The sequence below is a fragment of the Streptomyces sp. VNUA24 genome (assembly GCF_029167005.1).
GTDB lineage: Bacteria > Actinomycetota > Actinomycetes > Streptomycetales > Streptomycetaceae > Streptomyces > Streptomyces scabiei.
Window position 1 is genome coordinate 4,587,260 of sequence record NZ_CP119143.1, and the last position, 20,774, is coordinate 4,608,033.

Consider the following 20,774-nt stretch of genomic DNA (forward strand, 5'->3'; position numbering starts at 1 on the left):
CCGCCGGGTACAGTCGCCGCACTGCTCTGCCAGCCCCTGTCGTCGAGGCGAAAGAGAAGTTGGTGAACGATCGTCATCTGTCGGGGACCGCAACACCCCCGGCTCCGGCTTCCGAAGCCGACCCGGCGCACTACGCGTCGTACGGCCACCAGGAAGCCAGCTATGGCGACTTCACCACGTACGGCGATGTCCCCGCCACCGGTTTCGACTCCGGCAACGGCGCCCCCGCCACCGGTACCTTCGCGACCGACCCCCTCTTCGGTCACCTGCCCGGCCATGACACCGGCACCGGCACCGGCTCCTACGACGCCTCGCAGTGGTCGACGGGCAACCACCAGACGCTGAACTACGACCCGTACGCCGCGCAGCACCACGCCGCGTACGACACGGGCAGTTACGAAACGACGTCCTGGTCCGCCGGTTACGACCACCTCTCCCAGGTCCCGACCCAGCCGTCGGGCCCCGACGCGAGCGGCCAGTGGGACGCGAGCGGCTGGCTGCAGGCCGAAGCGTCCGACGAGACGGGCCTGTCGGGACACTCCGACCAGACCCAGCAGTGGGTCGGCGCCCAGCACTTCGACACGGGCGCGTTCGACGCCACGCAGTGGAACAGCGACGGCACCCCGGCCGGCGACGAGCACGAGGACGCCGCCGCGGAGTCGTACGAACACGGTGGCAGCTCCTCCGAGTCGTACGAGGCCCACGAGCACCCGCAGACCGTGGTGGTGGACCTCTCGGCCGAGGCGGACTTCCACCAGCAGGCGACCGCGACCTTCGAGCAGCTCGCCCCGTTCGACCAGGACGAACACCCCTCCGAGGACGACGAGTTCGAGAGCGAGGACGCGGACCGCGTTGCGCTCCTCGACGGCGAGGAGGAGGTCGCCCCGGCGGAGACCAGGAGCGCCGGCCCCGGCAGGGCGGCCACGCGCGCGGCCTCCCGGTCGCGCCGCAAGCCTCCGGCCAAACGTTCCGCCCTGCTGACCGTGGCCGTTCCCTCGGCCTGTGTCATGGGGGTCGCGGGGATCGCGGCCGCCTCGGTCGGCGCCACGTCGGACGACACGGAGACGACGGCGTCGGTCAAGTCGGACGCCACCGCCGTGAAGCCGTCCACCGCCAACAACCAGCTCGACACCCAGCTGGAGAGCCTCTCCGCCGAGGCCGACGACTTCGCCGACCGGGCGAGCCGGACGCAGGAGCGCATCGACCTCAAGGCGCAGCAGGAGCTGGAGCAGAAGAAGGCGGCGGCCGACGCGGCGCGCAAGGAGCGGCTGCGGCCGAAGTTCGCGCTCCCGGTCTCCCAGCACGGACTGAGCGCCTACTACGGGCAGTCCGGCGTCAACTGGATGTCCCTGCACACCGGCATAGACTTCCCGGTCTCGTACGGCACCCCGGTGATGGCGGCGACCGACGGCACCGTGCGCACCCAGTGGAACTCCGCCTACGGCAACATGGTCATCGTCACCGCCAAGGACGGCACCGAGACCTGGTACTGCCACCTCTCCACGTACAAGGTCGCCTCCGGTACGACCGTGAAGGCCGGCGACACCATCGCCTACTCCGGCAACTCGGGCAACTCGACCGGCCCGCACCTGCACTTCGAGGTCCACCCGGCGGGCGGCTCCGCCATCGACCCCCTGCCGTGGCTGCGCAGCCACGGACTGGACCCGACCTGACGGACGCCGCGGCGGCGGCCACCGTCACGGACAACGGGAACGAAGAGCGAGCAGAACCAAGACGGATCCGAGCGAAGACCGGGCCCCTGCCGACGCAGGGGCCCGACGTGTGTCACGGGACGGCGGACCCGCGCCCTCCGCTACAGCTTCTCCACCGGCGCGTACCGCAGCAGCAGCCGCTTCGGCTTGGCGTCGCCGAAGTCGATCGTCGCCTCCGCGTTGGCGCCCGAGCCCCCGACGCCGACGACCGTGCCGAGACCGAACTGGTCGTGGGTGACGCGGTCGCCCACGGCGAGCGAGACCACCGGCTTCTCGTTGCCGCGGCGGGTCGCGAAGCCGGACGCCCCCGAGGCCGAGGAACGGGACCGGGACGACGACAGCGAGGACGCGATCCCGGAGGCCGGTCCGGAGGACACCGGTGTGGAGGCACCCGTGCGCTTCCACTCCAGATGGGTCGCCGGGATCTCCTCCAGGAAGCGGGACGGCGGGTTGTACGACGGCTGGCCCCAGGCGCTGCGGAGCGAGGAACGGGTGAGGTAGAGCCGTTCCCGCGCGCGGGTGATCCCGACGTACGCGAGACGGCGCTCCTCCTCCAGTTCCTTGGTCTGGCCGAGGGCGCGCATGTGCGGGAAGACGCCGTCCTCCATGCCGGTGAGGAAGACGACCGGGAACTCCAGGCCCTTGGCGGTGTGGAGGGTCATGAGCGTGATGACGCCCGAGCCGTCCTCCTCCTCGTCCGGGATCTGGTCGGAGTCGGCCACCAGCGCCACCCGCTCCAGGAAGGCGGGGAGCCCGGCGGGGTTCGCGGCCGCCGCCTCGCCCTCGGCTTCCGCGGCCCCGGACTCCTGCTCGAACTCCAGGGCGACGGCGGCGAGTTCCTGGAGGTTCTCGATGCGGGTCTCGTCCTGGGGGTCGGTGGACGCCTGCAACTCGGCCAGGTAGCCGGTCCGTTCGAGGACCGCCTCCAGGATGGTCGCGGGTCCGGCGCCGGACTCGACGACCGTGCGCAGGTCGTCCATCAGCGTGTTGAACCGCTTGACCGCGTTGGTCGACCGGGCCGCCATGCCGTAGGCCTCGTCGACACGCTTGAGCGCCTGCGGGAAGCTGATCTTCTCGCGCTGCGACAGGGCGTCGATCATCGCCTCCGCGCGGTCGCCGATGCCGCGCTTGGGCACGTTGAGGATGCGGCGCAGCGGGACGGAGTCCTCCGGGTTGGCGAGGACACGCAGATACGCGAGGACGTCCCGGACCTCCTTGCGCTCGTAGAAGCGGACGCCGCCGACGACCTTGTAGGGCAGGCCGACGCGGATGAACACCTCTTCGAAGACACGGGACTGGGCGTTCGTCCGGTAGAAGACCGCGACGTCCCCGGCCTTCGCGTCGCCCGCGTCCGTCAGCCGGTCTATCTCGTCGGCGACGAACTGGGCCTCGTCGTGCTCGGTGTCGGCGACATAGCCGGTGATCTGCGCGCCCGCGCCCGCGTTGGTCCACAGGTTCTTCGGGCGGCGGGACTCGTTGCGCTCGATGACCGCGTTGGCCGCGCTCAGGATGGTCTGGGTGGAGCGGTAGTTCTGCTCCAGCAGGATCGTCGTCGCGTCCGGGTAGTCCTCCTCGAACTGGAGGATGTTGCGGATGGTCGCGCCGCGGAAGGCGTAGATCGACTGGTCGGCGTCACCCACCACGCAGAGCTCGGCGGGCGGTACGTCCCACTCGTTGGGGGGTACGTCCACGGGGTGCTCGGAGGTGCCGACCAGCTCTCTGACCAGGGCGTACTGCGCGTGGTTGGTGTCCTGGTACTCGTCGACGAGGACATGCCGGAAGCGGCGGCGATAGTGCTCGGCGACGTCCGGGAAGGCGCGCAGCAGATTGACCGTCGTCATGATCAGGTCGTCGAAGTCGAGCGCGTTCGCCTCGCGGAGGCGGGACTGGTAGAGCGCGTACGCCTGGGCGAGGGTCTTCTCGAAGCCGTCGGTGGCCTGGGCGGCGAAGTCCTCCTCGTCGATCAGCTCGTTCTTCAGGTTCGAGATCTTGGCGCTGAAGGACTTGGGCGGGAAGCGCTTCGGGTCGAGGTCCAGATCGCGGCAGACGAGCGCCATCAGGCGCTTGCTGTCGGCGGCGTCGTAGATCGAGAAGGAGGACGTGAAGCCGAGCTTCTTGGACTCGCGCCGCAGGATCCGGACGCACGCGCTGTGGAAGGTCATGACCCACATCGCGTTCGCGCGCGGGCCGACGAGCTGCTCGACGCGCTCCTTCATCTCGCCGGCGGCCTTGTTGGTGAAGGTGATCGCGAGGATCTGCCCCGGGTGGACCCGCCGCTCGCCGAGCAGGTGCGCGATGCGGTGGGTGAGCACCCGGGTCTTGCCGGAGCCGGCGCCGGCGACGATGAGCAGGGGCGAGCCCGCGTGGACCACGGCCGCGCGCTGGTTGTCGTTCAGCCCCTCCAGCAGCGCCGCCGCGTCGATCGCGGGGCGGGGGGCGCCGTCGCGGTAGTACGCGTCCCGGTCCGGAGGCACGTCGAACTTCCCGCCGAACAGATCGTCCGGAAGCGACTCCGGTACGTGATCGTCCTCGGGCGGCGGCGGGGGCTCCTCCGCGTGGCCGCGGGGGGCCTGGAGGTCCGCCAGGAAGCTGTCGTCAAAGAGGCTGCTCATCGCTCTCCGAGTCTAGGCGCCCGCACTGACAGCGGGAGGCCGCCCCGGGAAGTCCGCGTCCGGCCGCGCACCCGCCCCGCCGCGCCACGTACCGCGACCGCGGTGCGACGGTGAGCGATCGAGCGTACCGCCTGTCACGCGGAAGAGGCTAAGGTCACGAAAACGTATCGGGCATATCGAACATCAACCTTCACACGGACCACACGAGTTGGCTAACTTTTTCTTCTGGGCCGTACGACCCAACCGGCGAACGTCGCCGGGCCGCACGACCTCCGCCGAGTCCGGTGCGCCCATCGGGGCAGCCGGAGCCGGGGACCCACCGTTCTCCGGGGTGAATCGGCCCGACCGCCGCACGCGGCAAGGGCCGTAGGGCAAACCTTCCGAAGCATGCGCCCGAACCCGACAGCTAACTCGGTAGGCGGACCACGGAAGGAGACGCCGAACCATGGCGCCGCACCGCAAGCCGCGTCCGGCCGGAACGCGCGCGGGCATACGCACCCCCGCTCTCGCGACCGCAGCCCTCACCTCCGTGGCGCTGCTCTCCCAGACGGGCACGGCCACGGCCACGGCTGCGCCCTCCGCCGACGACAAGCCGAGTCTGGAGGAGGTCGAGAAGAAGGTCGGCGACCTCTACCGCCGGGCCGGTTCGACGACCGAGATCTACAACACGGCCAGGGAGAAGACGCCCAGGCCGAAGAGGCAGGTCGAGACCCTCCTCGAAGCCGTCACCAAGCGCCAGGAGAAGCTCAACGAGACGCGGGAGGAACCGGGTTCCCCCGCCGCGGCCGAGAACCGCACGGGCGCGGCGGCCTCCGACCAGGCGTCCCCGTCGGCGGCGGACGACCTGCGGGCCTACCTCGACCGGAACCAGCGGACGGAACAGCTGGCGGACCGGTCGGCGGGTCAGCCGACGGGTCAGCCGACGGGCCGTCAGAAGGCAGCCGTCGACGAGTCTGCGAGCGACCTGGCCGAGGCGGCTGAGCAGCGCGGGGAGGCGAGCGACAGCCTCGACCAGCTCACCGAGACACAGAACACCCTCAAGGCCCGCAAGGCCACGGTCCAGGCGAAGCTCGCCCGGGCCCGCGAACTGCTGTCCGCCCTCACCGCCGAGGAGAGGACCCGGCTCGGCGCGATCGAGCAGCGCGAGCGGGAGGAGGCCGACCGCGAGGCGGAGGAACTCGCTCGGCAGCAGGCGGCCCGGACGGCGCCCCAGGAGTCCCGGGAAGCCCAGGGCCCCCAGGACGGGCAGGACTCCCAGGCGGGCCAGGGGGGCTCGTGGGCAACCCCGGAGGACGCCTCGACCGGCACGGGGACGTTCACCGACACCACCCCGGGGTCCACCGTCCCGGTGGAGGACTCCGCGTACGCCACGAAGGCCGCCAAGGCCATCGCCTTCGCCCGCGCGCAGATCGGCAAGCCGTACGTCTGGGGCGCCACCGGCCCCGGGTCCTACGACCCCTCCGGCCTCACCCAGGCCGCCTGGAAGGCCGCCGGCGTCGACCTCCCCCGCACCACCCACGACCAGGCCGCCGCCGGCACCACGGTCCCCCTCGCCGACGCCAGGCCGGGCGACCTCGTCCTCTTCCACGACACCGTCGGCCACGTCGGTCTCTACATCGGCAACAGCATGATGATCCACGCCCCGAAGCCGGGCACGTACGTCCGCGAGGAGTCGGTCTTCCACGACGGCGAGTCCTCGGTCCACAGCGTGGTGCGGCCGGCGTAGGCACGGTCGCCGGGAAGCACGGTCGCCGGGAGGCGTGGACCGTCAGGTCCAGAGCACCGCGATGAAGACGTTCGCGACGGTCAGCGCCCCCACCAGGCCGAACAGCGGCTTCGCCACCTTCTCCTCGTCCCGCTTCACATAGACCAGCCCCAGGATCACGATCAGCAGGGCGAGCTTGACGCCGATCTTGATGTTGTTCACGGGCTGGTCGTCGGCCTGGTTGAGGCCGACGAGGAGCACGCCGGTGACGAGCATGGTGAGGGCACCGTGGAGCATGGCGGGCACGAAGCGGGCGGTGCCCTGGCCCATGGCCTTCATCTGGGTGAGGAAACCGCCCAGGAGCGAGGCGATGCCGATGATGTGGAGCGCGACGACGATGTGGATGAGTACGTCCATGCGCGGAGCCTATGAGAGCCCTCGACCGGGCCGGGCGCGGGGGTCGCCGGGACCGCCGGGGCCTCTGGGACTGCCGGAGCCTCTGGGGCTGCCGGGTTCTCCGGAGCCTCTGGGACTGCCGGGGCACGGAACTCGATCTTGCATATATGCGCCACATAGCACCGTCACGCCGCCGAGTGGTCCGAAATGACCGGATCGGTCATCGCTCAGCGTGAAGGCGGCGGCGCCAGGGTGAGATCACGGTCACATACGGTCACCTCACGGTCGGTGCACGCCACTTCCGTACAACGCGTTACCGGGCCCTCACGCCCAGGTTTAGCGTCCTCCCTCAGGTGACCGGCTCCCCACCGCCGCCCGGCCAGGGGCGGCAGTCGGACACCACCGCCGAGAAGGTCCGGCGGCGTCCCGCTCCCCCTGTGCGGGCCGCCGCCGGACGTGCCACCGCTCCCCCCAGGCGGTCCGTACGGGCAGACGCTGCCCGTACCGCGGACGGCGGTCGTACGGAGAGGACGTGGACTCCACGTGGCAGCGCACCGCAAGCCCAGACAGCGCTCACTCGGCGGCCATACGGTCCGCACGGCCGCGACCTTCGCCCTCGCGGGCGCCGCGACGGCGACCGGATTCGACGGCACCGGACACGCCGACCCGCAGCTCACGCCCGAACAGGTCAGGGCCAAAGTGAACAAGCTGTTCCTCGAGGCCGAGGTCGCCACCGAGAAGTACAACGGCGCGAAGGAGAAGGCCGACAAGGCCCAGGAGAACCTGGAGGAGCTGCGCGACCAGGCCGCCCGCCGCACCGAACGGCTCAACTCGGCACGGGACCAGCTGGGTTCACTGGCGGCGGCGCAGTACCGGCGCGGGGGCATGGACCCCGCGTGGCAGCTCGCGCTCTCCGCCGACCCGGACCGGTACCTGGACGGCGCCGCCCTCGCCGAGCGGGTCGGCACCCGGCAGTCGGCGGATGTCGCCAGCGTCCGGAAGCAACTGCTGGAGATCGAACGCCTGCGCGGCGCCGCCCGGGTCGAGCTGGGCACGCTCAAGACGCGCCAGACCGAGCTGAAGCGGCACAAGAAGACCGTCACCTCCAAGCTGTCCGACGCACGGCGGCTGCTCGGCCGGCTCACCACGGAGGACCGGGCACGGTTCGCCACCTCGGGCGGCACCACGGGGCACGCCTCCCGCTCCTCCCTCTCGCCCCGGCGCGACCTCACCGGTCCGGTCTCCCCGGCCTCCGCCACCGCCGACGCCCCCGACTCCCGCGCCGCCGCGGCCGTCTCCTACGCCTTCTCCAAACTCGGCAGCCCCTACGTCTGGGGCGCCACCGGCCCGAACGCCTTCGACTGCTCCGGTCTCACCCTGGCGGCCTACCGCGCCGCGGGCATCTCCCTCCCCCGCACCACCTACTCCCAGATCAACGCTGGCCGCCGTGTCTCCCGTTCCGAACTCCGCCCGGGCGACCTCGTCTTCTACTACTCCGGCATCAGCCATGTCGGCATCTACATCGGCAACGGCCAGATGATCCACGCGCCCAACCCCTCGGCCCCGGTGCGGGTGGCCCCACTCGACGAGATGCCCTTCGCGGGAGCCACGCGGGTGACCTGACCCGTGACCGGACGCCTTCGGTCAGGACACTCGCCTGCCGACCGGGCGCCCCAGCCAGGACGCGTCCGGTTGGCAGGAGGCGGGGCAGACGGGGCGGGAGGCACGCGCAGCGGGGCGGGCCGGGGCTGGGCGGCCCCGGGCCGGGCTGGGCGGGCAAGCCGTCCGGGGCCGGTGAACGGGACCGGGCGGCTCCCGGAAGCCGAGGCCCGAGCGCCGGCCCCGCCGCCCGAAGCACCGGCACCGCCAGCGCCACCGGTCGCCGACACCCGCGGTCAGCTCCTCCAGCTCCTCACACCAGACGTCGTGCCGTCGCCCATCTCGTCAGCTCGTGCCGATTGGAGAGCTGCAACTTCCGCAGCACGGCGGAGACATGGGACTCCACCGTCTTCACCGAGATGTAGAGCTGCTTGGCGATCTCCTTGTACGCGTAACCGCGGGCGATGAGACGCAGCACCTCGCGTTCGCGCTGCGTGAGCCGGTCGAGATCCTCGTCGACGGGCGGGGCGTCGGTGGAGGCGAAGGCGTCGAGAACGAAGCCGGCCAGGCGAGGGGAGAAGACGGCGTCGCCCTCCTGCACCCGGAAGATGGAGTCGACGAGGTCCGAGCCGGTGATCGTCTTGGTGACATAGCCGCGCGCACCTCCCCGGATCACACCGATCACGTCCTCCGCCGCATCAGAGACGGACAGCGCGAGGAACCGGACGGGTTGTTCGGCATCCGCCATCAACGCGGAACAGCGGCGCAGGACTTCGACGCCTCCGCCGCCGGGCAGATGCACGTCGAGGAGCACCACCTCGGGCCGCGTACTGGTGATCACCGAGACCGCCTGGTCGACGTCGGGCGCCTCCCCGACGACCTCCACACCGGTACGGTCCGTCTGCCCGATCTCGGCCTGCACGCCCGTACGGAACATCCGGTGATCGTCCACCAGCACGACCCGGACGTGCCGCCCGGCCCCGGAGACGGCGGCTCCCGCCCCGGCACCGCTTTCGACCGCAGCAGACTGCCCGGTCGGATCGCCGACAGGGGCGACCGCGGCGGTCGTGGAGGGCGAGTCGGGCCGGCCGGACTCGCCGGGCACACCCTCGGCCGCGTCCGTGCCCCGCGCGGTCGCACCGCTCCAGTCCCCGGCCGGGCCCGTGCCCGAACCGCCTGCGGCAAGGTCGTTCGCCCCGTTCGCGTCACTCATGACGTCGTCTCCGCCCTCTCCATCTCCAACTCGACCTCCGTGCCGCCGTCCGGTACGGCGCGGAGCCGTGCCGTACCGCCGTTGCGCTCCATGCGGCCGATGATCGATTCTCTGACCCCCATGCGGTCGGCGGGTATCGCGTCGAGATCGAAGCCCGGACCGCGGTCACGGACGGACACGAAGACCGTCCTTCCCTCGACCTCGGCGAAGACCTGCACGGCACCGCCCTCGCCACCGTACTTGGCCGCGTTCACCATCGCCTCGCGCGCGGCCTGCATCTGTGCGCTCAGTCCTTCGTCGAGCGGGCAGTCACCCACGACCACCACCTCTATGGGAACGCCGTGCTTGTCCTCGACCTCCGCGGCGTTGCGTCGCACGGCCTCCGCGAGGGTGTCCGGCTCGTCGTCCTCGTCCTTCCCCGTGCCCTCGGGCTTGTACAGCCAGTTCCGCAGGTCGCGCTCCTGGGCGCGGGCGAGGCGGCGCACCTCGTTCGGGCTGTCCGCGTTGCGTTGTATCAGGGTCAGCGTGTGCAGCACCGAGTCATGGACGTGGGCCGCGACCTCCGCGCGCTCCTGGGCGCGGATACGCATCAGGCGCTCCTCGGAGAGGTCCTGGGTCATGCGGACGAGATACGGGCCGGCCAGCAGCGTTATACCCACGAGCACCGCGAGCGCGGCCTGCAGCACCGAGCCCAGGTGGGCGGCCGAGCCCTGCAGGACGAATATCCCGGACACGCCCGCGGTGACCAGCAGGACGCCGGCCACGGAACGAAGGAGCGTGATCGTCCGCCGTCGACGGCCGACCTCGGCCCAGCGGGCCCGCCGTGCGTTGTCCGCCTGTCGCCAGACCAGGGCGACGCCGGCCGCGACGAGCACGGTGGGCCAGAGATAGGCCCGGGCGGCTCCGCCGAGGTCGACGTTGCCGACGAAGACCATGGCCACGACGACCATGAGGAGCAGGGCGACTATCTGGCCGCGGTCGGGTTTGCGGGCCACGAGCCTGCGGCGGCCGTCGGGGGAGGTCTCGGTGGCGAGGGCGGGCGGCCGCTGGTTGTCGACGCCGCCCACGCCGAGCGGGACGAAGAACCAGAACGCCGCGTAGACCAGGGCACCGAGGCCGTCCGCGAGGAAGAGGCCGGCGAAGACGAGCCGCACCCAGGTCACGGGCAGACCGAGATGTCCGGCGAGCCCTCGCGCCACGCCTCCGAGCCAGCGTCCGTCGCTGCTGCGGTAGAGCTTGCGCGGGGGCCGCGGAGTATCGACTGGCAGTGCTGCGGCTTCCGGCATGCCATCGATATTCACACGCACGGCGGATCGAGGCATCAGGGTCGATCCCCGAGACGCCCCTGATCTTCGGTCCGGGCGTGATCGAACACATCCCGGGGCGGATATCAGGGTTCGACCAGGGTCGTCCCGACTGCCATCGAGGCGGCTCGACGGTCACGATGGACGCATGACGGATCACCAGCACGCGGCAGCGGAGCCGGGCCCCGGCTCGGGTCCGGACGCCCGGCGGCCCATGAACGAGCCGCAGGACGCCGTGCCCCCCGCGGGCACGGGGGCAGAGGAACCGCGCGCACACGGGAGCACGGACGCGGACCCGGGACGACAGACGGGCTCGGCCGAGCGGGCGAGCGCGGGCGCCCACACGGATCAGGCTGCGAACGCCGGCCGTCCCGGAGCCACCGATCCTGCCTCCTCCGGAGCCACTGGTCGGCCTTCCCCAGGAGCCACCGGTCGTCCCTCCCCAGGAGCCGCCGGCCGCCCCTCCCCCGGGACGGCGGGCCCGTCCGCACCTGGCTCGACGGGGCGTCCCTCCCCCGACGATCCGGCCGGCGGGCCCGCCGCTCCGCACAAGTTCCGCCGCGACCGGCGGTATCAGACGCTGGGCGGTGTCTGCGCCGGACTAGGGCGACAGTGCGACATGGATCCGGTGATCTTCCGGGTGGTGCTGGCAGTGCTCGCCGCGACCGGCGGCTTCGGCCTCATCTTCTACGGCTTCGCCTGGCTGTTCATACCGTATGACGACGAGGAGGAGAACGAGGTACGCAAGCTGCTGACCGGCAGGGTCGACGGCCAGGCCCTCGCGGGTGTGCTCTTCGCGCTGGTCGGCTGCGGCGTCTTCCTTTCCATGCTGAGCAACACCACCGTCCTGACCTTCTCCGTGGTCGTCTCCCTGCTCCTGGCCGGCGCGGGGTACTGGTCTCAGCAGCGCGGCGCCCCCGACCCCGATCCGCTCGCCGCACAGGCCGTCGCCGACGCCCCGCCGGAGGCCCAGGCACCGCCCGTGGCATCCGCCTACCCCTCCTGGTGGCGCGATCCGATCATCAAGGACGGACAGCACGTGGGCGGCACGGGCTATCTGTGGGGGCCGTGGACGTCCGCCGACCGCGACATGGCGGCAGCCGTCAACATCGCCGGGGGTGTCATGCCCCCGCACCGCGGCATCCGCGCCGTGCGACCGCCGAAACCGCGCGGTCCGCGGTGGACGGGCGGCTGGATATTCCTGCTCGCGCTGCTCGCCGGCGGCCTCGGCACCGGTGCTACCTGGGAGGGCCACCCTCTCGCCACCAGCCTGCAGACCGGCCTGGCCTGCGCGCTGACGGTGTTCGGCCTGGGCATAGCCCTGAGCGCCTTTCTCGGCCGTACGGGAGCGGGGTCGATCTTCCTGGCTCTGATCACCGCGGGGCTGCTCGCGTGCACGGCGGCGCTCCCGGCGAACATCACCACCGACTGGGCCCGTACGGAGTGGACACCGCGCAACGCCAAGAGCCTGGAGCCCAGATACGAGCTGGGAACCGGCGTGGGCACGCTGGACCTGACCCGGGTGGACATACCCGAGGGCGAGACCCTGACGACGAGCGTGGAGGTGGGCGCGGGCAAGGTGAGAGTGGTGGTCCCGCGGGACGTCACCGTGCGGCTCGATGTGCAAGTGGGCCTCGGCGACATCCAGTTGCCGGGTGACGACAAGGAGGACGTGGACGTGGCACCGGACAAGAGCGATCGGCTGACGCTCTCCCCCGAGAAGGGCTCGGACGGCGGCGGCACGCTCGCCATCGACCTCGAAGTCGGTGTGGGACAGGCGGAGGTGGCCCGTGCTGCGTCATGAGTTCCGGCCGGGGAAGCTCATAGCCGGCCTCTTCCTCACCACCGCCGGTGTCGTGTATCTGGGCGATGCGAGCGATGCCTGGCAGACCCCTTGGTTCGCGGTGATACCGCTCGTGATCGGAGGGCTGTGTCTGGCGGGGGCGGTGGGCCTCCTGAACCTCGCGATACGCGGGCGCGGGGCGTGCGCACGCAAAGAGCCGTCTGCACCGCCGGGGTTCGAGAGCGGGGCGGCGGCTGGGGCGGCGGGGACGGCCGGGACGGCCGGGACGACAAAGGATGCCGGTACGGCTGGCAGCGCGGGGGCGGCCGGGACGGCGACCGGCGCGGACCCGGGCGGGGCGACAGGGCCGAGCGGTTCCGCTGGATGAGCCTGCCCGGACGGCCGGGAACACGCGGATGCGCTGCCGTGTGGGGTATCGAGGGCTGAGCCCGAATCGGCAGCGAGTTGCGCCGGGAGGAGCAGGGTGGGGTGCGTTCCGGGTGGGGGAGGCCCGGGGCTCAGCGGTAGGCGTGTGCGCGGTGCCTGCTGCCGCCGTGACGGCGGGAGCGGATGGCCGCGTCCACGGACAGTACCGGGGCGCCGGCGAGGATCAGGGGGATCCAGGCCATGAGGTAGGGGAGGTCGTTGCCGTAGTAGTACGGGGATGCCGACCAGCTCACTGTCAGCCAGAGGCTGAGGGAGATCAGGGCGCCGCCGAAGGCGGCGAGACGGGTGAGGAGGCCGAGGAGGGCGCCGATACCGACGGCGAGTTCGCCGATGGCGATGGCGTAGCCGAAGCCGACGGGGTTCTTGAGGGCCATGTCGATCATGGCTGGGATGGCGGCGGAGTCCCTGGTGGCGCTCATCATGTCGCCGATGGAGCCGGAGCCCGAGGCTGCCATGAACGCGCTGTCGGTGAGTTTGTCCAGGCCGGCGTAGATGAAGGTGACGCCGAGGAAGACGCGCAGGGGCAACAGGGCGTAGCGGGTGGCGGTGTCTCGCCAGTCGGGGCCGCCATCGCGATAGGAGGTGTAGGAGTCCGTGCGAATGTCGTGAGTCATGGTCTGCGCCGCCTCTTGTCCGCCGTGCCGTTGACCCCTCAACAGACGATACGTTCGCAGGGGTGGGGGTGCTCAATGGTTCGGGCGTGTTTTTCCGGGTCGGGGATGCTTTTCGGAAGGGGCCCACTACGGCTTCGCCGACGATGTCCGGGCCTGGCTGTCCCTACGCCGAACCGTGTCTGCGCCCCACGCCGAACCGTGTCTGCGCCCCACGCCGAACCGTGTCTGCGCCCCACGCCGACGCCCATGCGCGCCCGAGTCCGCGCCCGCCTCCGGCCTCCCGGCGCCCCGGCCCCCCCGCTGCCCGCCCTCCGGCCCCGCACCCCGCCCTACGCCGCCCCGCCCCCGCGTCTCGCCCCCGTGCAGGCGCCCACGTCCTGCCCCGACGCGATCTTCCCCTTCCCCGACGCGATCCGTCGCCTCCCCGACGCGATCCTCCCCGTCCCCGACGCGGTCGCTCAGTCCGCTGAGACCTCGATCGTGTAGCGGTTGGTCTCCACGCCGGCGGCCGTGACGACCTGGACGTCGACCTTGCCGGGTTCGACGTCGGCGGGGACGGGGGCGGTGAGGACGGCGTCGGTGGGGTTGCTGAAGCCGCCGGCGACGGGGACGAGGGGGACGTGGACGTGGACGGCGCCGATGCGGACGACCATGCGGGAGAGGTGGTCGGCGGTCTGTGCGCCGGGCGGGACGAAACCGGCGCCGCGGATCTCGATGTCGTCGCCGTTGCGGATGGGGGCGTCGAGGTCGCCGGCCTCGCGGGCGCGGACGACGGAGAGGACGACGGGACGGCCGCCCTCGGCGTACTTTCCGGCGACGTAGGTGGCGGCGGAGACCAGGACGAGGAGGGCGAGGCCCCAGGGGAGGTCCGGGAGCTGGTCGGGGCGACGGGCGAGGCGTACCGCCGCGAAGGTGAGGGCGACGGCGCTGACGAGCACGTACTGGATGTCCGTGAAGCTGCCTCGGCCGGAGTCGTCGGTGAGGAGGTCGGCGGCGCGGGGGCGGGCGGCGCGGACCTTCTGCAGGCGCTGGGAGAGGACCCGGAGGCCGACGACGCGGCGGACCAGGACCGCGATGCCGCAGACCACCGCCAGGACGGTCACGATGCCCGCGCCGCGGGTGAGGTCGAGTCCGGCGATGAGGGCGTCGCGTTCCCGGTGGTCGGAGGCGGCGGCCAGTCGGCCGACGAGGACGAGGACCGCGAAGGCGACGAGGAGGACCCAGGCGGCCGCGATCGCGCGGGAGGTGGAGAGACGGTTGTCCTCGCCGATGACGGGGGCGAGGGCGCCGCCGCGTGCCCGGTGCAGATACCCGGCGCCCGTCAGTGCCCCGCCGACCAGCAGGGCGGCGAGCAGACCGGCGGTGCGGGCGGCCGTCCAGCCCGCGCCGATCGCGGTGAGGGACTGGACGAGGAGGAGGGTCACGACGGCGGCCCAGACGACGATCGCCGTGCGCGGCCACAGACGGCCGAGCCATGCCTCGCCCTCGACGCGGCCGCGTTCGGCGACGAGGGCCGCGGACTGGGTGAGTTCGTCGGAGACCCACTGCCGGGAGGCGGACGCGGAGTGCGCGACGGCCGCCGGCAGTCCCTGCCCGGACGCGAACTCCTCCCGCTTCAGCAGGAACTCGGCGACCGCACGCCGGTGTCCCGCACGCGCCCCGTGCGGGCAGTCCCCGCACATGCACCCGCCCTCATGGGCCGCGCCCATGCCCCCTCTGGCCTCCTGCACCGCCACGCCCGAGCCCGCCTTCCCGCACCGCGTCCGCCTGCGCGACCGCGTCCCTCGGCATTCGCCGCCGTTGTCACTGCCGTCTTCTGCACGGCCGTCTTGCACACGACCGTCTTCTACACGGCCGTCATCGTCGTGGCCGCCTCTTCGCGGCCGTCTTCGGCACGGCCGTCAGCAGGACCGTTGTCGTCCGTCGTCAGTACCGTCACCTGGGTTCGGCCGCCGGTGCCGGCACCGGCGGCACCTTCGTGGATGACTCCGGGCCTCGTGGGCCTCGTGGGCCCCGTGGGCCTCGTGGACCCGTATGAACGTCCGCTCCCTGCCACAGCCGTGCGCCCGTACAAGTGCGCCGCGATGACAGCGAATTGTGCCGTACGGGACACGGTTCGCGTCCGGCAGGTCCACTCCGTGCGAGGGAGGGGCGGGGTGACGTCCCGGTGGCCGTGTTGACGCGGCTCCGAGCGTCTCCGTGACCGGCTCGGGCCCCGGGGACAGGGACCCCGGTCAGCTCAGCAGGTCCGGCTCGCTCCTGCTGATGTCCTGCCACAGGGGCTGGTAGTTGATCCACGCCACCAGGTCGCCGCCCGCCTGCTCCCGCGTCGCCGCGGCCAGCCGGTGTTCGATCAGCTGGGGACGCCCCGCCGCCTTGGCCGTGAGCTGCACCTGGGCCGAGCGTTCCATCGACAGGAACCACCACGCCGCCGCGTCGACCGAGTCGCCGACCGTGAGCAGACCGTGGTTGCGCAGCACGAGCGCCTTGCGGCTGCCGAGCACGCCGGCGATGCGGCGGCCCTCCTCCGTGTCGACGGCGACGCCCGTGTAGTGGTCGTAGAGCGCCTGGTCCTCGTAGAACGCGCAGGACTCCTGGGTGATCGGGTCGAGCAGCTCGCCGAGTGCGGCCAGCGCGCGGCCGTGCACGGAGTGACAGTGCGCGACCGCGACGACGTCGGGGCGGGCGGCGTGCACCTGCGCGTGGACCGTGAAGGCGGCCTGGTTCACGTGGTAGCGGCCCTCGATCACCTGTCCGTCCTGGTTGGCGAGGACCAGGTCACTCACGGTGACGTGCTTGAACGGCATCCCGAAGGGATTGACCCAGAAACAGTCGCTGAACTCCGGGTCGCGCGCGGTGATGTGCCCCGAGACGCCCTCCTCGAAGCCCAGACGCCCGAAGATCCGCAGGGCCCCGGCCAGGCGTTCCTTGCGGTGCCGCCGCTCGTCCTCCACCGTCTCGTGCATCGGCGGCATGGCGAACCGCAGCTGGTCGGTGGGTAGGGGCAGGGGCGGTGTGGGCCCGTGCATGTGTCCTCCAGGGTGACTTCCTTGACGATTCGGAAGTTACCGTCGGTGCCCCTGGCAGAACAGGCCCGTCCCGTGAAGAGAGTGCGCAACCGTTACGCAAGTCACGGAAGCGCGCCACACCGCACACCGTTCACCCGGGTCGGACCGCCGCCGTACGTCGCACGGGGTAACCGGACAGTGGGTGTCGGGTATCCGCGCGAGACTCGACGTATGCCGGAGAATCATGCGAACTGGGGCGCGTTCGTCGCCGCCGAACCCGAACTCGCCCAGACGGTCGAGGCACGCTTCGGTGCCTTCACCCATCACATCCTCGCCACCCTCCGCAGGGACGGCTCCCCGCGGACGACCGGGCTGGAGGTCCGGTTCGTGAACGGGGAGCTGTGGCTGGGGATGATGCCCGACTCGCGCAAGGCGCTCGATCTGCGCCGGGACCCGCGGTTCTCGCTGCAGGCCAACCCGGGTCCGGGCACGGAGATGGGCGGCGGTGACGTGCGGGTGAGCGGGCGGGCGGTCGAGGTCGACGATCCCGCCGTCAAGGCGGCGTACGGCGAAGAGGTGGAACCGCCGGAGCCGTTCCACCTCTTCCGCACCGAGCTGACGGAGGTCGTACGGACCTGCGTCGAGGACGACACGTACCTCGTCGTCCAGGTCTGGAAGCCCGGAGAGCCGGTGCGGACCCTCAAACGGACCTGAGCTCCGCCACGCCGAGCGCGGCAGGGCTCACTCCCACTCGATGGTGCCCGGGGGCTTGCTCGTCACGTCGAGGACGACCCGGTTGACGTCCGCGACCTCGTTGGTGATCCGGGTCGAGATCTTCGCGAGGACCTCGTACGGCAGCCGGGACCAGTCGGCGGTCATGGCGTCCTCGCTGGACACCGGGCGCAGGACGATCGGGTGACCGTACGTACGGCCGTCGCCCTGGACGCCTACGGACCGGACGTCCGCCAGCAGCACCACCGGGCACTGCCAGATGTCACGGTCGAGGCCGGCCGCCGTCAGCTCCTCACGGGCGATGGCGTCGGCCTCGCGGAGCAGGTCGAGCCGGTCCTTGGTGACCTCGCCGACGATCCGGATGCCGAGGCCGGGGCCCGGGAACGGCTGGCGCTGGACGATCTCCTCCGGGAGCCCCAGCTCCTGGCCGACCATCCGGACCTCGTCCTTGAACAGCTTGCGGAGCGGCTCGATGAGCTGGAACTCCAGGTCCTCGGGGAGGCCGCCCACGTTGTGGTGGGACTTGATGTTGGCCGTGCCGGTGCCGCCGCCGGACTCAACGACGTCCGGGTAGAGGGTGCCCTGGACCAGGAACGCGACCTCGGGGCCCTCGTCGGCGATGATCTCCGCCTGGGCCTGCTCGAAGACGCGGATGAACTCGCGGCCGATGATCTTCCGCTTCTGCTCGGGGTCGGAGACCCCGGCCAGCGCCTTCAGGAAGCGCTCCTCGGCGTCCACGACCTTCAGCTGGACGCCGGTCGCGGCGACGAAGTCCTTCTCGACCTGCTCGGTCTCGTTCTTGCGCATGAGGCCGTGGTCGACGTACACGCAGGTCAGCTGGGAGCCGATGGCCTTCTGGACGAGGGCCGCGGCGACGGCGGAGTCCACGCCGCCGGACAGGCCGCAGATCGCGCGCTTGTCGCCGACCAGCTCGCGGATGGCCTCGACCTGCTCCTCGATGACGTTGCCGGTGGTCCAGCTGGGGGTGATGCCCGCGCCCCGGTAGAGGAAGTGCTCCAGGACCTGCTGGCCGTGCGTGGAGTGCATGACCTCCGGGTGGTACTGGACGCCGTACAGCTTCTTCTCGTCGTTCTCGAAGGCGGCGACCGGGACGACGTCGGTGGAGGCCGTGACGGAGAAGCCCTCGGGGGCGGCGGAGCAGGCGTCGCCGTGGGACATCCAGACCGACTGCTCGTCGGGGGTGCCCTCGAAGAGGGTGCTGCCGGGCTTGGCGACATGCAGGGGCGTACGGCCGTACTCGCGCGCTCCCGTGTTGTCGACGGTGCCGCCGAGGGTGGTGGCCATCAGCTGGAAGCCGTAGCACATGCCGAAAACGGGGACGCCGGCCTCGAAGATCTCGCGGTCGAGGCGGGGGGCTCCCTCGGCGTAGACCGAGGAGGGGCCGCCGGAGAGGATGATCGCCGCCGGGTTCTTGGCGAGCATCTCCGCGACCGGCATGGTGCTCGGCACGATCTCGCTGTAGACCCGGGCCTCGCGGACCCGTCGGGCGATGAGCTGGGCGTACTGGGCGCCGAAGTCGACGACCAGGACGGTGTCGGGTGCGGCGGCAGCGGGGTTCGCTGATGACACGGGGTGCCTTCCGGCGGTGGGGCGGGGGTCTGTGAGGTCGAGTCTACCGGGGTACGCCCCGGCGGAACGGGCCACCGGCGACTCCGGCCCCGGCCCCGCCCGGGCGCGGACCGGCCCCGCCCGGGAGCGGACCGGGGCGGACCTGGCGCGGACCCGGCGCGGACCCGGTGCGGACGAGGCCGGGACAGGCCGTGGCATACTGGCGCCCATGCTCACGCACCCGACCTTCCTCTTTACCTATGGCATCCGGTCCGCCGGCTGCCATGGTCGTGTTGCTTGAGCTACTGATCAGCGACTTTCCAGGCGCCCCGGACCGACAGGTCCGGGGCGCCTCGCGTTGTCCGGGTCCTGCCGCTCCGGGAAGCCACGTCCGACCTCACCCCCCGGCCAGGAGCTCCCCCAATGACCACCACGACCACGACCACGCCCACGCCCACGCCCGCCGCGACCACCCACGCCACGAAGACGACCACCACCGGCGCCCGCACCGCCGAGGCGGCCGCGGTGATCGCCGACGCCCGTGAACGCATCGACGCGCTCGACGACCGGATCATCGGCCTGATCCAGGAACGGACGGCCGTCTCCACCGTGATCCAGCAGACCCGGATCGAGTCCGGCGGCCGCCGTGTGAACCTCTCGCGCGAGATGGACGTCCTCGCCCACTACCGGGACGCCCTCGGCAGGCCCGGCACCGCGCTCGCCATGACGCTGCTGGAGCTGTGCCGGGGTCGCGTCTGACCGGCGCACGTACGTACGCCTGCCCTCTCACCCGTACGGCGCGTGACCGTCGTACGACGCCCGTCGTTGGTGTCGGTGTCCGTGCCAGCCAGGTCCGGGCCCGAAAGAACCACGCGTGGCTCCGCTGGAGCGATGAGGCGTACGGATCGTGCCGTGCGCCGTGGGACCTCGCTCCAGGGGTGTGACCGGACGGCAGGGGACAGCAGCCCGGTCACGCAAGAGAACGGCCGGCTCCGGGGACGCCCGGGGCCGACCGGCGGAATCCCGCACCGCACCCTGGTCGGCACCAGGCGCACGCCCCAGGTGCGCCGGGCGCCACCGCCCCCACCCTCGTCCACCTTCACGCCAAGCGGCGCACACCCCCCGGCGCCGCTGCCAGGCACCGGCGCGGCCCTGACGTCGGTGCCGACGCGGAAGGGCCCCGCGGTTTCCGTCCCGCGGGGCCCTTCGTCACGTCGTCCGTCCGCTCAGCCGGCGACCTTCTCCACCTTCGCGACCTGCGCGTCGAGGATCGCGGCCGGCACCTCGGCCTTGTCCGCGTCCAGCATGTTCATCGAGTAGAACCCGATGAGCGTCGAACCGCTGCGCACCACCGTGAAGGACATCGGGATCTTGGCCCCCTCGATGTCGGCCTTCAGCTTGTACGCGACGGCCTCGTCGCCCTGCTTCGGGGCGGGGAGGGACTCGACGCCGGTGTATTTGTTGCCGACGTGCTCGTATCCGTCGCAGTTCTCCGTGGCGGTGCGCAGGTCGGCCATGACCTTCTCGGCGTCGCTCTGCTCGTGTGCGGCGAGGGCGAGGGAGACGACACTCGCGGAGAGCTTGTTCTCGGAGGTCACGGTGCGTCCCGCGCGGGCCTTCGGCTGCGGGTCGGAGGTGAAGTTGAACATGTTCGCGAGGGGCTGGCAGGCGGCCGGCTTCGCGGGAACGGGCACGCCGGGCATGTCCTCCGCGGGCATGTCAGCGATCTTGTAGCCCTTCACGTCCCCCTTCGCGAGGGCCGCCTCCTTCAGCTGGGCCTCGGTCAGCGCGGCCTTTCCGCCGCCCTTGCCGTCCTGCCCGTCCTGGCCGTCCCCGGCGGACGCGCTGCCGTTGGCCGACGGCTTCGCCTCCCCGTCCTCGCTCGCGTCGCCGCCCCCGCCGCACGCCGCGGTGAGCCCCAGCACGGCCGCGACCGAGACGGCCACCACCGCCCGCGACACCTTCGACCTCACGTCCCCCACGTTCACGTCCCCCACCTTCGTGTCCCCCACCTTCATGTTCCCCGTCCTCACGGCGTTCTTCACATGCCTCACAGAGGCATCGCAGGGCACATCAGATC

At 71.7% G+C, this 20,774-nt stretch carries 16 protein-coding genes and 1 riboswitch; of the genes, 7 read left to right on the forward strand and 9 right to left on the reverse strand.

The genetic code is table 11. From position 1 onward, the window contains the following. The first annotated feature begins 62 nt into the window (after positions 1-62). Positions 63-1,673 (forward strand): M23 family metallopeptidase, encoded by a 1,611-nt coding sequence (locus PYR72_RS19300; RefSeq protein ID WP_275456497.1) that lies wholly within the window; start codon positions 63-65, stop codon positions 1,671-1,673. 140 nt (positions 1,674-1,813) lie between these two features. Here PYR72_RS19300 and pcrA read toward each other — a convergent pair whose 3' ends face one another. Next, positions 1,814-4,324: a DNA helicase PcrA gene (gene pcrA / locus PYR72_RS19305; RefSeq protein ID WP_275456498.1), complete on the reverse strand. Its 2,511-nt coding sequence runs from the start codon at positions 4,322-4,324 to the stop codon at positions 1,814-1,816. Between the two features lie 263 nt (positions 4,325-4,587). Then, a riboswitch (cyclic di-AMP (ydaO/yuaA leader) is annotated at positions 4,588-4,761 on the forward strand. 8 nt (positions 4,762-4,769) lie between these two features. Here pcrA and PYR72_RS19310 point away from each other — a divergent pair. After that, a complete protein-coding gene (locus PYR72_RS19310) occupies positions 4,770-6,050 on the forward strand; it encodes an NlpC/P60 family protein (protein WP_275456499.1) in 1,281 nt (426 codons plus the stop codon). 42 nt (positions 6,051-6,092) lie between these two features. Here the strand turns inward: PYR72_RS19310 and PYR72_RS19315 are convergent, their stop codons facing one another. Continuing rightward, positions 6,093-6,446: a hypothetical protein gene (locus tag PYR72_RS19315; protein WP_275456500.1), complete on the reverse strand. Its 354-nt coding sequence runs from the start codon at positions 6,444-6,446 to the stop codon at positions 6,093-6,095. A 522-nt stretch (positions 6,447-6,968) separates the two neighbouring features. Here PYR72_RS19315 and PYR72_RS19320 point away from each other — a divergent pair. Then, positions 6,969-8,048, forward strand: coding sequence for an NlpC/P60 family protein (locus PYR72_RS19320; protein ID WP_275456501.1), 1,080 nt, complete (start codon positions 6,969-6,971; stop codon positions 8,046-8,048). A 289-nt stretch (positions 8,049-8,337) separates the two neighbouring features. On the opposite strand, the gene PYR72_RS19325 is transcribed toward PYR72_RS19320, so the two are convergent. Together PYR72_RS19325 and PYR72_RS19330 are read right to left on the reverse strand one after the other, a co-directional pair. Beyond that, the gene (locus tag PYR72_RS19325) at positions 8,338-9,237 is read right to left on the reverse strand and encodes a response regulator transcription factor (protein ID WP_275456502.1); all 900 of its coding nucleotides are present in this window, start codon (positions 9,235-9,237) and stop codon (positions 8,338-8,340) included. Then, positions 9,234-10,523 carry an ATP-binding protein gene (locus PYR72_RS19330; protein ID WP_275456503.1) on the reverse strand — a complete coding sequence of 430 codons (1,290 nt, stop codon included), beginning with the start codon at positions 10,521-10,523 and terminating at the stop codon, positions 9,234-9,236. The genes PYR72_RS19325 and PYR72_RS19330 overlap by 4 nt, the downstream gene beginning before the upstream one ends. A 166-nt stretch (positions 10,524-10,689) precedes the next feature. On the opposite strand from PYR72_RS19330, the gene PYR72_RS19335 reads away from it, so the two are divergent. Further along, the gene (locus tag PYR72_RS19335; protein WP_275456504.1) at positions 10,690-12,345 is read left to right on the forward strand and encodes a PspC domain-containing protein; all 1,656 of its coding nucleotides are present in this window, start codon (positions 10,690-10,692) and stop codon (positions 12,343-12,345) included. A gap of 497 nt (positions 12,346-12,842) precedes the next feature. On the opposite strand, the gene PYR72_RS19340 is transcribed toward PYR72_RS19335, so the two are convergent. Then, entirely contained in the window at positions 12,843-13,385 is a 543-nt protein-coding gene (locus tag PYR72_RS19340) for a DoxX family protein (RefSeq protein ID WP_013001339.1), read from the reverse strand. Between the two features lie 246 nt (positions 13,386-13,631). On the opposite strand from PYR72_RS19340, the gene PYR72_RS19345 reads away from it, so the two are divergent. After that, positions 13,632-13,871: a hypothetical protein gene (locus tag PYR72_RS19345; RefSeq protein WP_275456505.1), complete on the forward strand. Its 240-nt coding sequence runs from the start codon at positions 13,632-13,634 to the stop codon at positions 13,869-13,871. Here PYR72_RS19345 and PYR72_RS19350 read toward each other — a convergent pair. Beyond that, positions 13,844-15,094, reverse strand: a complete 1,251-nt coding sequence (locus tag PYR72_RS19350) for a hypothetical protein (RefSeq protein ID WP_275456506.1) — start codon at positions 15,092-15,094, stop codon at positions 13,844-13,846. The two genes, PYR72_RS19345 and PYR72_RS19350, sit on opposite strands and share 28 nt — an antisense overlap. 525 nt (positions 15,095-15,619) lie before the next feature. After that, complete coding sequence (locus PYR72_RS19355) at positions 15,620-16,414, reverse strand: class II aldolase/adducin family protein (RefSeq protein ID WP_275456507.1); 795 nt, start codon at positions 16,412-16,414, stop codon at positions 15,620-15,622. Between the two features lie 210 nt (positions 16,415-16,624). Here PYR72_RS19355 and PYR72_RS19360 point away from each other — a divergent pair, with 210 nt between their 5' ends. After that, positions 16,625-17,107 carry a pyridoxamine 5'-phosphate oxidase family protein gene (locus PYR72_RS19360; RefSeq protein WP_275456508.1) on the forward strand — a complete coding sequence of 161 codons (483 nt, stop codon included), beginning with the start codon at positions 16,625-16,627 and terminating at the stop codon, positions 17,105-17,107. Between the two features lie 27 nt (positions 17,108-17,134). Here PYR72_RS19360 and guaA read toward each other — a convergent pair whose 3' ends face one another. Further along, positions 17,135-18,715: a glutamine-hydrolyzing GMP synthase gene (gene guaA, locus PYR72_RS19365; protein WP_275456509.1), complete on the reverse strand. Its 1,581-nt coding sequence runs from the start codon at positions 18,713-18,715 to the stop codon at positions 17,135-17,137. A 402-nt stretch (positions 18,716-19,117) separates the two neighbouring features. Between guaA and PYR72_RS19370 the strand changes: the two genes are divergently transcribed. Beyond that, positions 19,118-19,453: a chorismate mutase gene (locus tag PYR72_RS19370; protein WP_275456510.1), complete on the forward strand. Its 336-nt coding sequence runs from the start codon at positions 19,118-19,120 to the stop codon at positions 19,451-19,453. 467 nt (positions 19,454-19,920) lie between these two features. Here PYR72_RS19370 and PYR72_RS19375 read toward each other — a convergent pair whose 3' ends face one another. Further along, entirely contained in the window at positions 19,921-20,712 is a 792-nt protein-coding gene (locus PYR72_RS19375; protein WP_275456511.1) for a hypothetical protein, read from the reverse strand. Positions 20,713-20,774 lie beyond the last annotated feature (62 nt).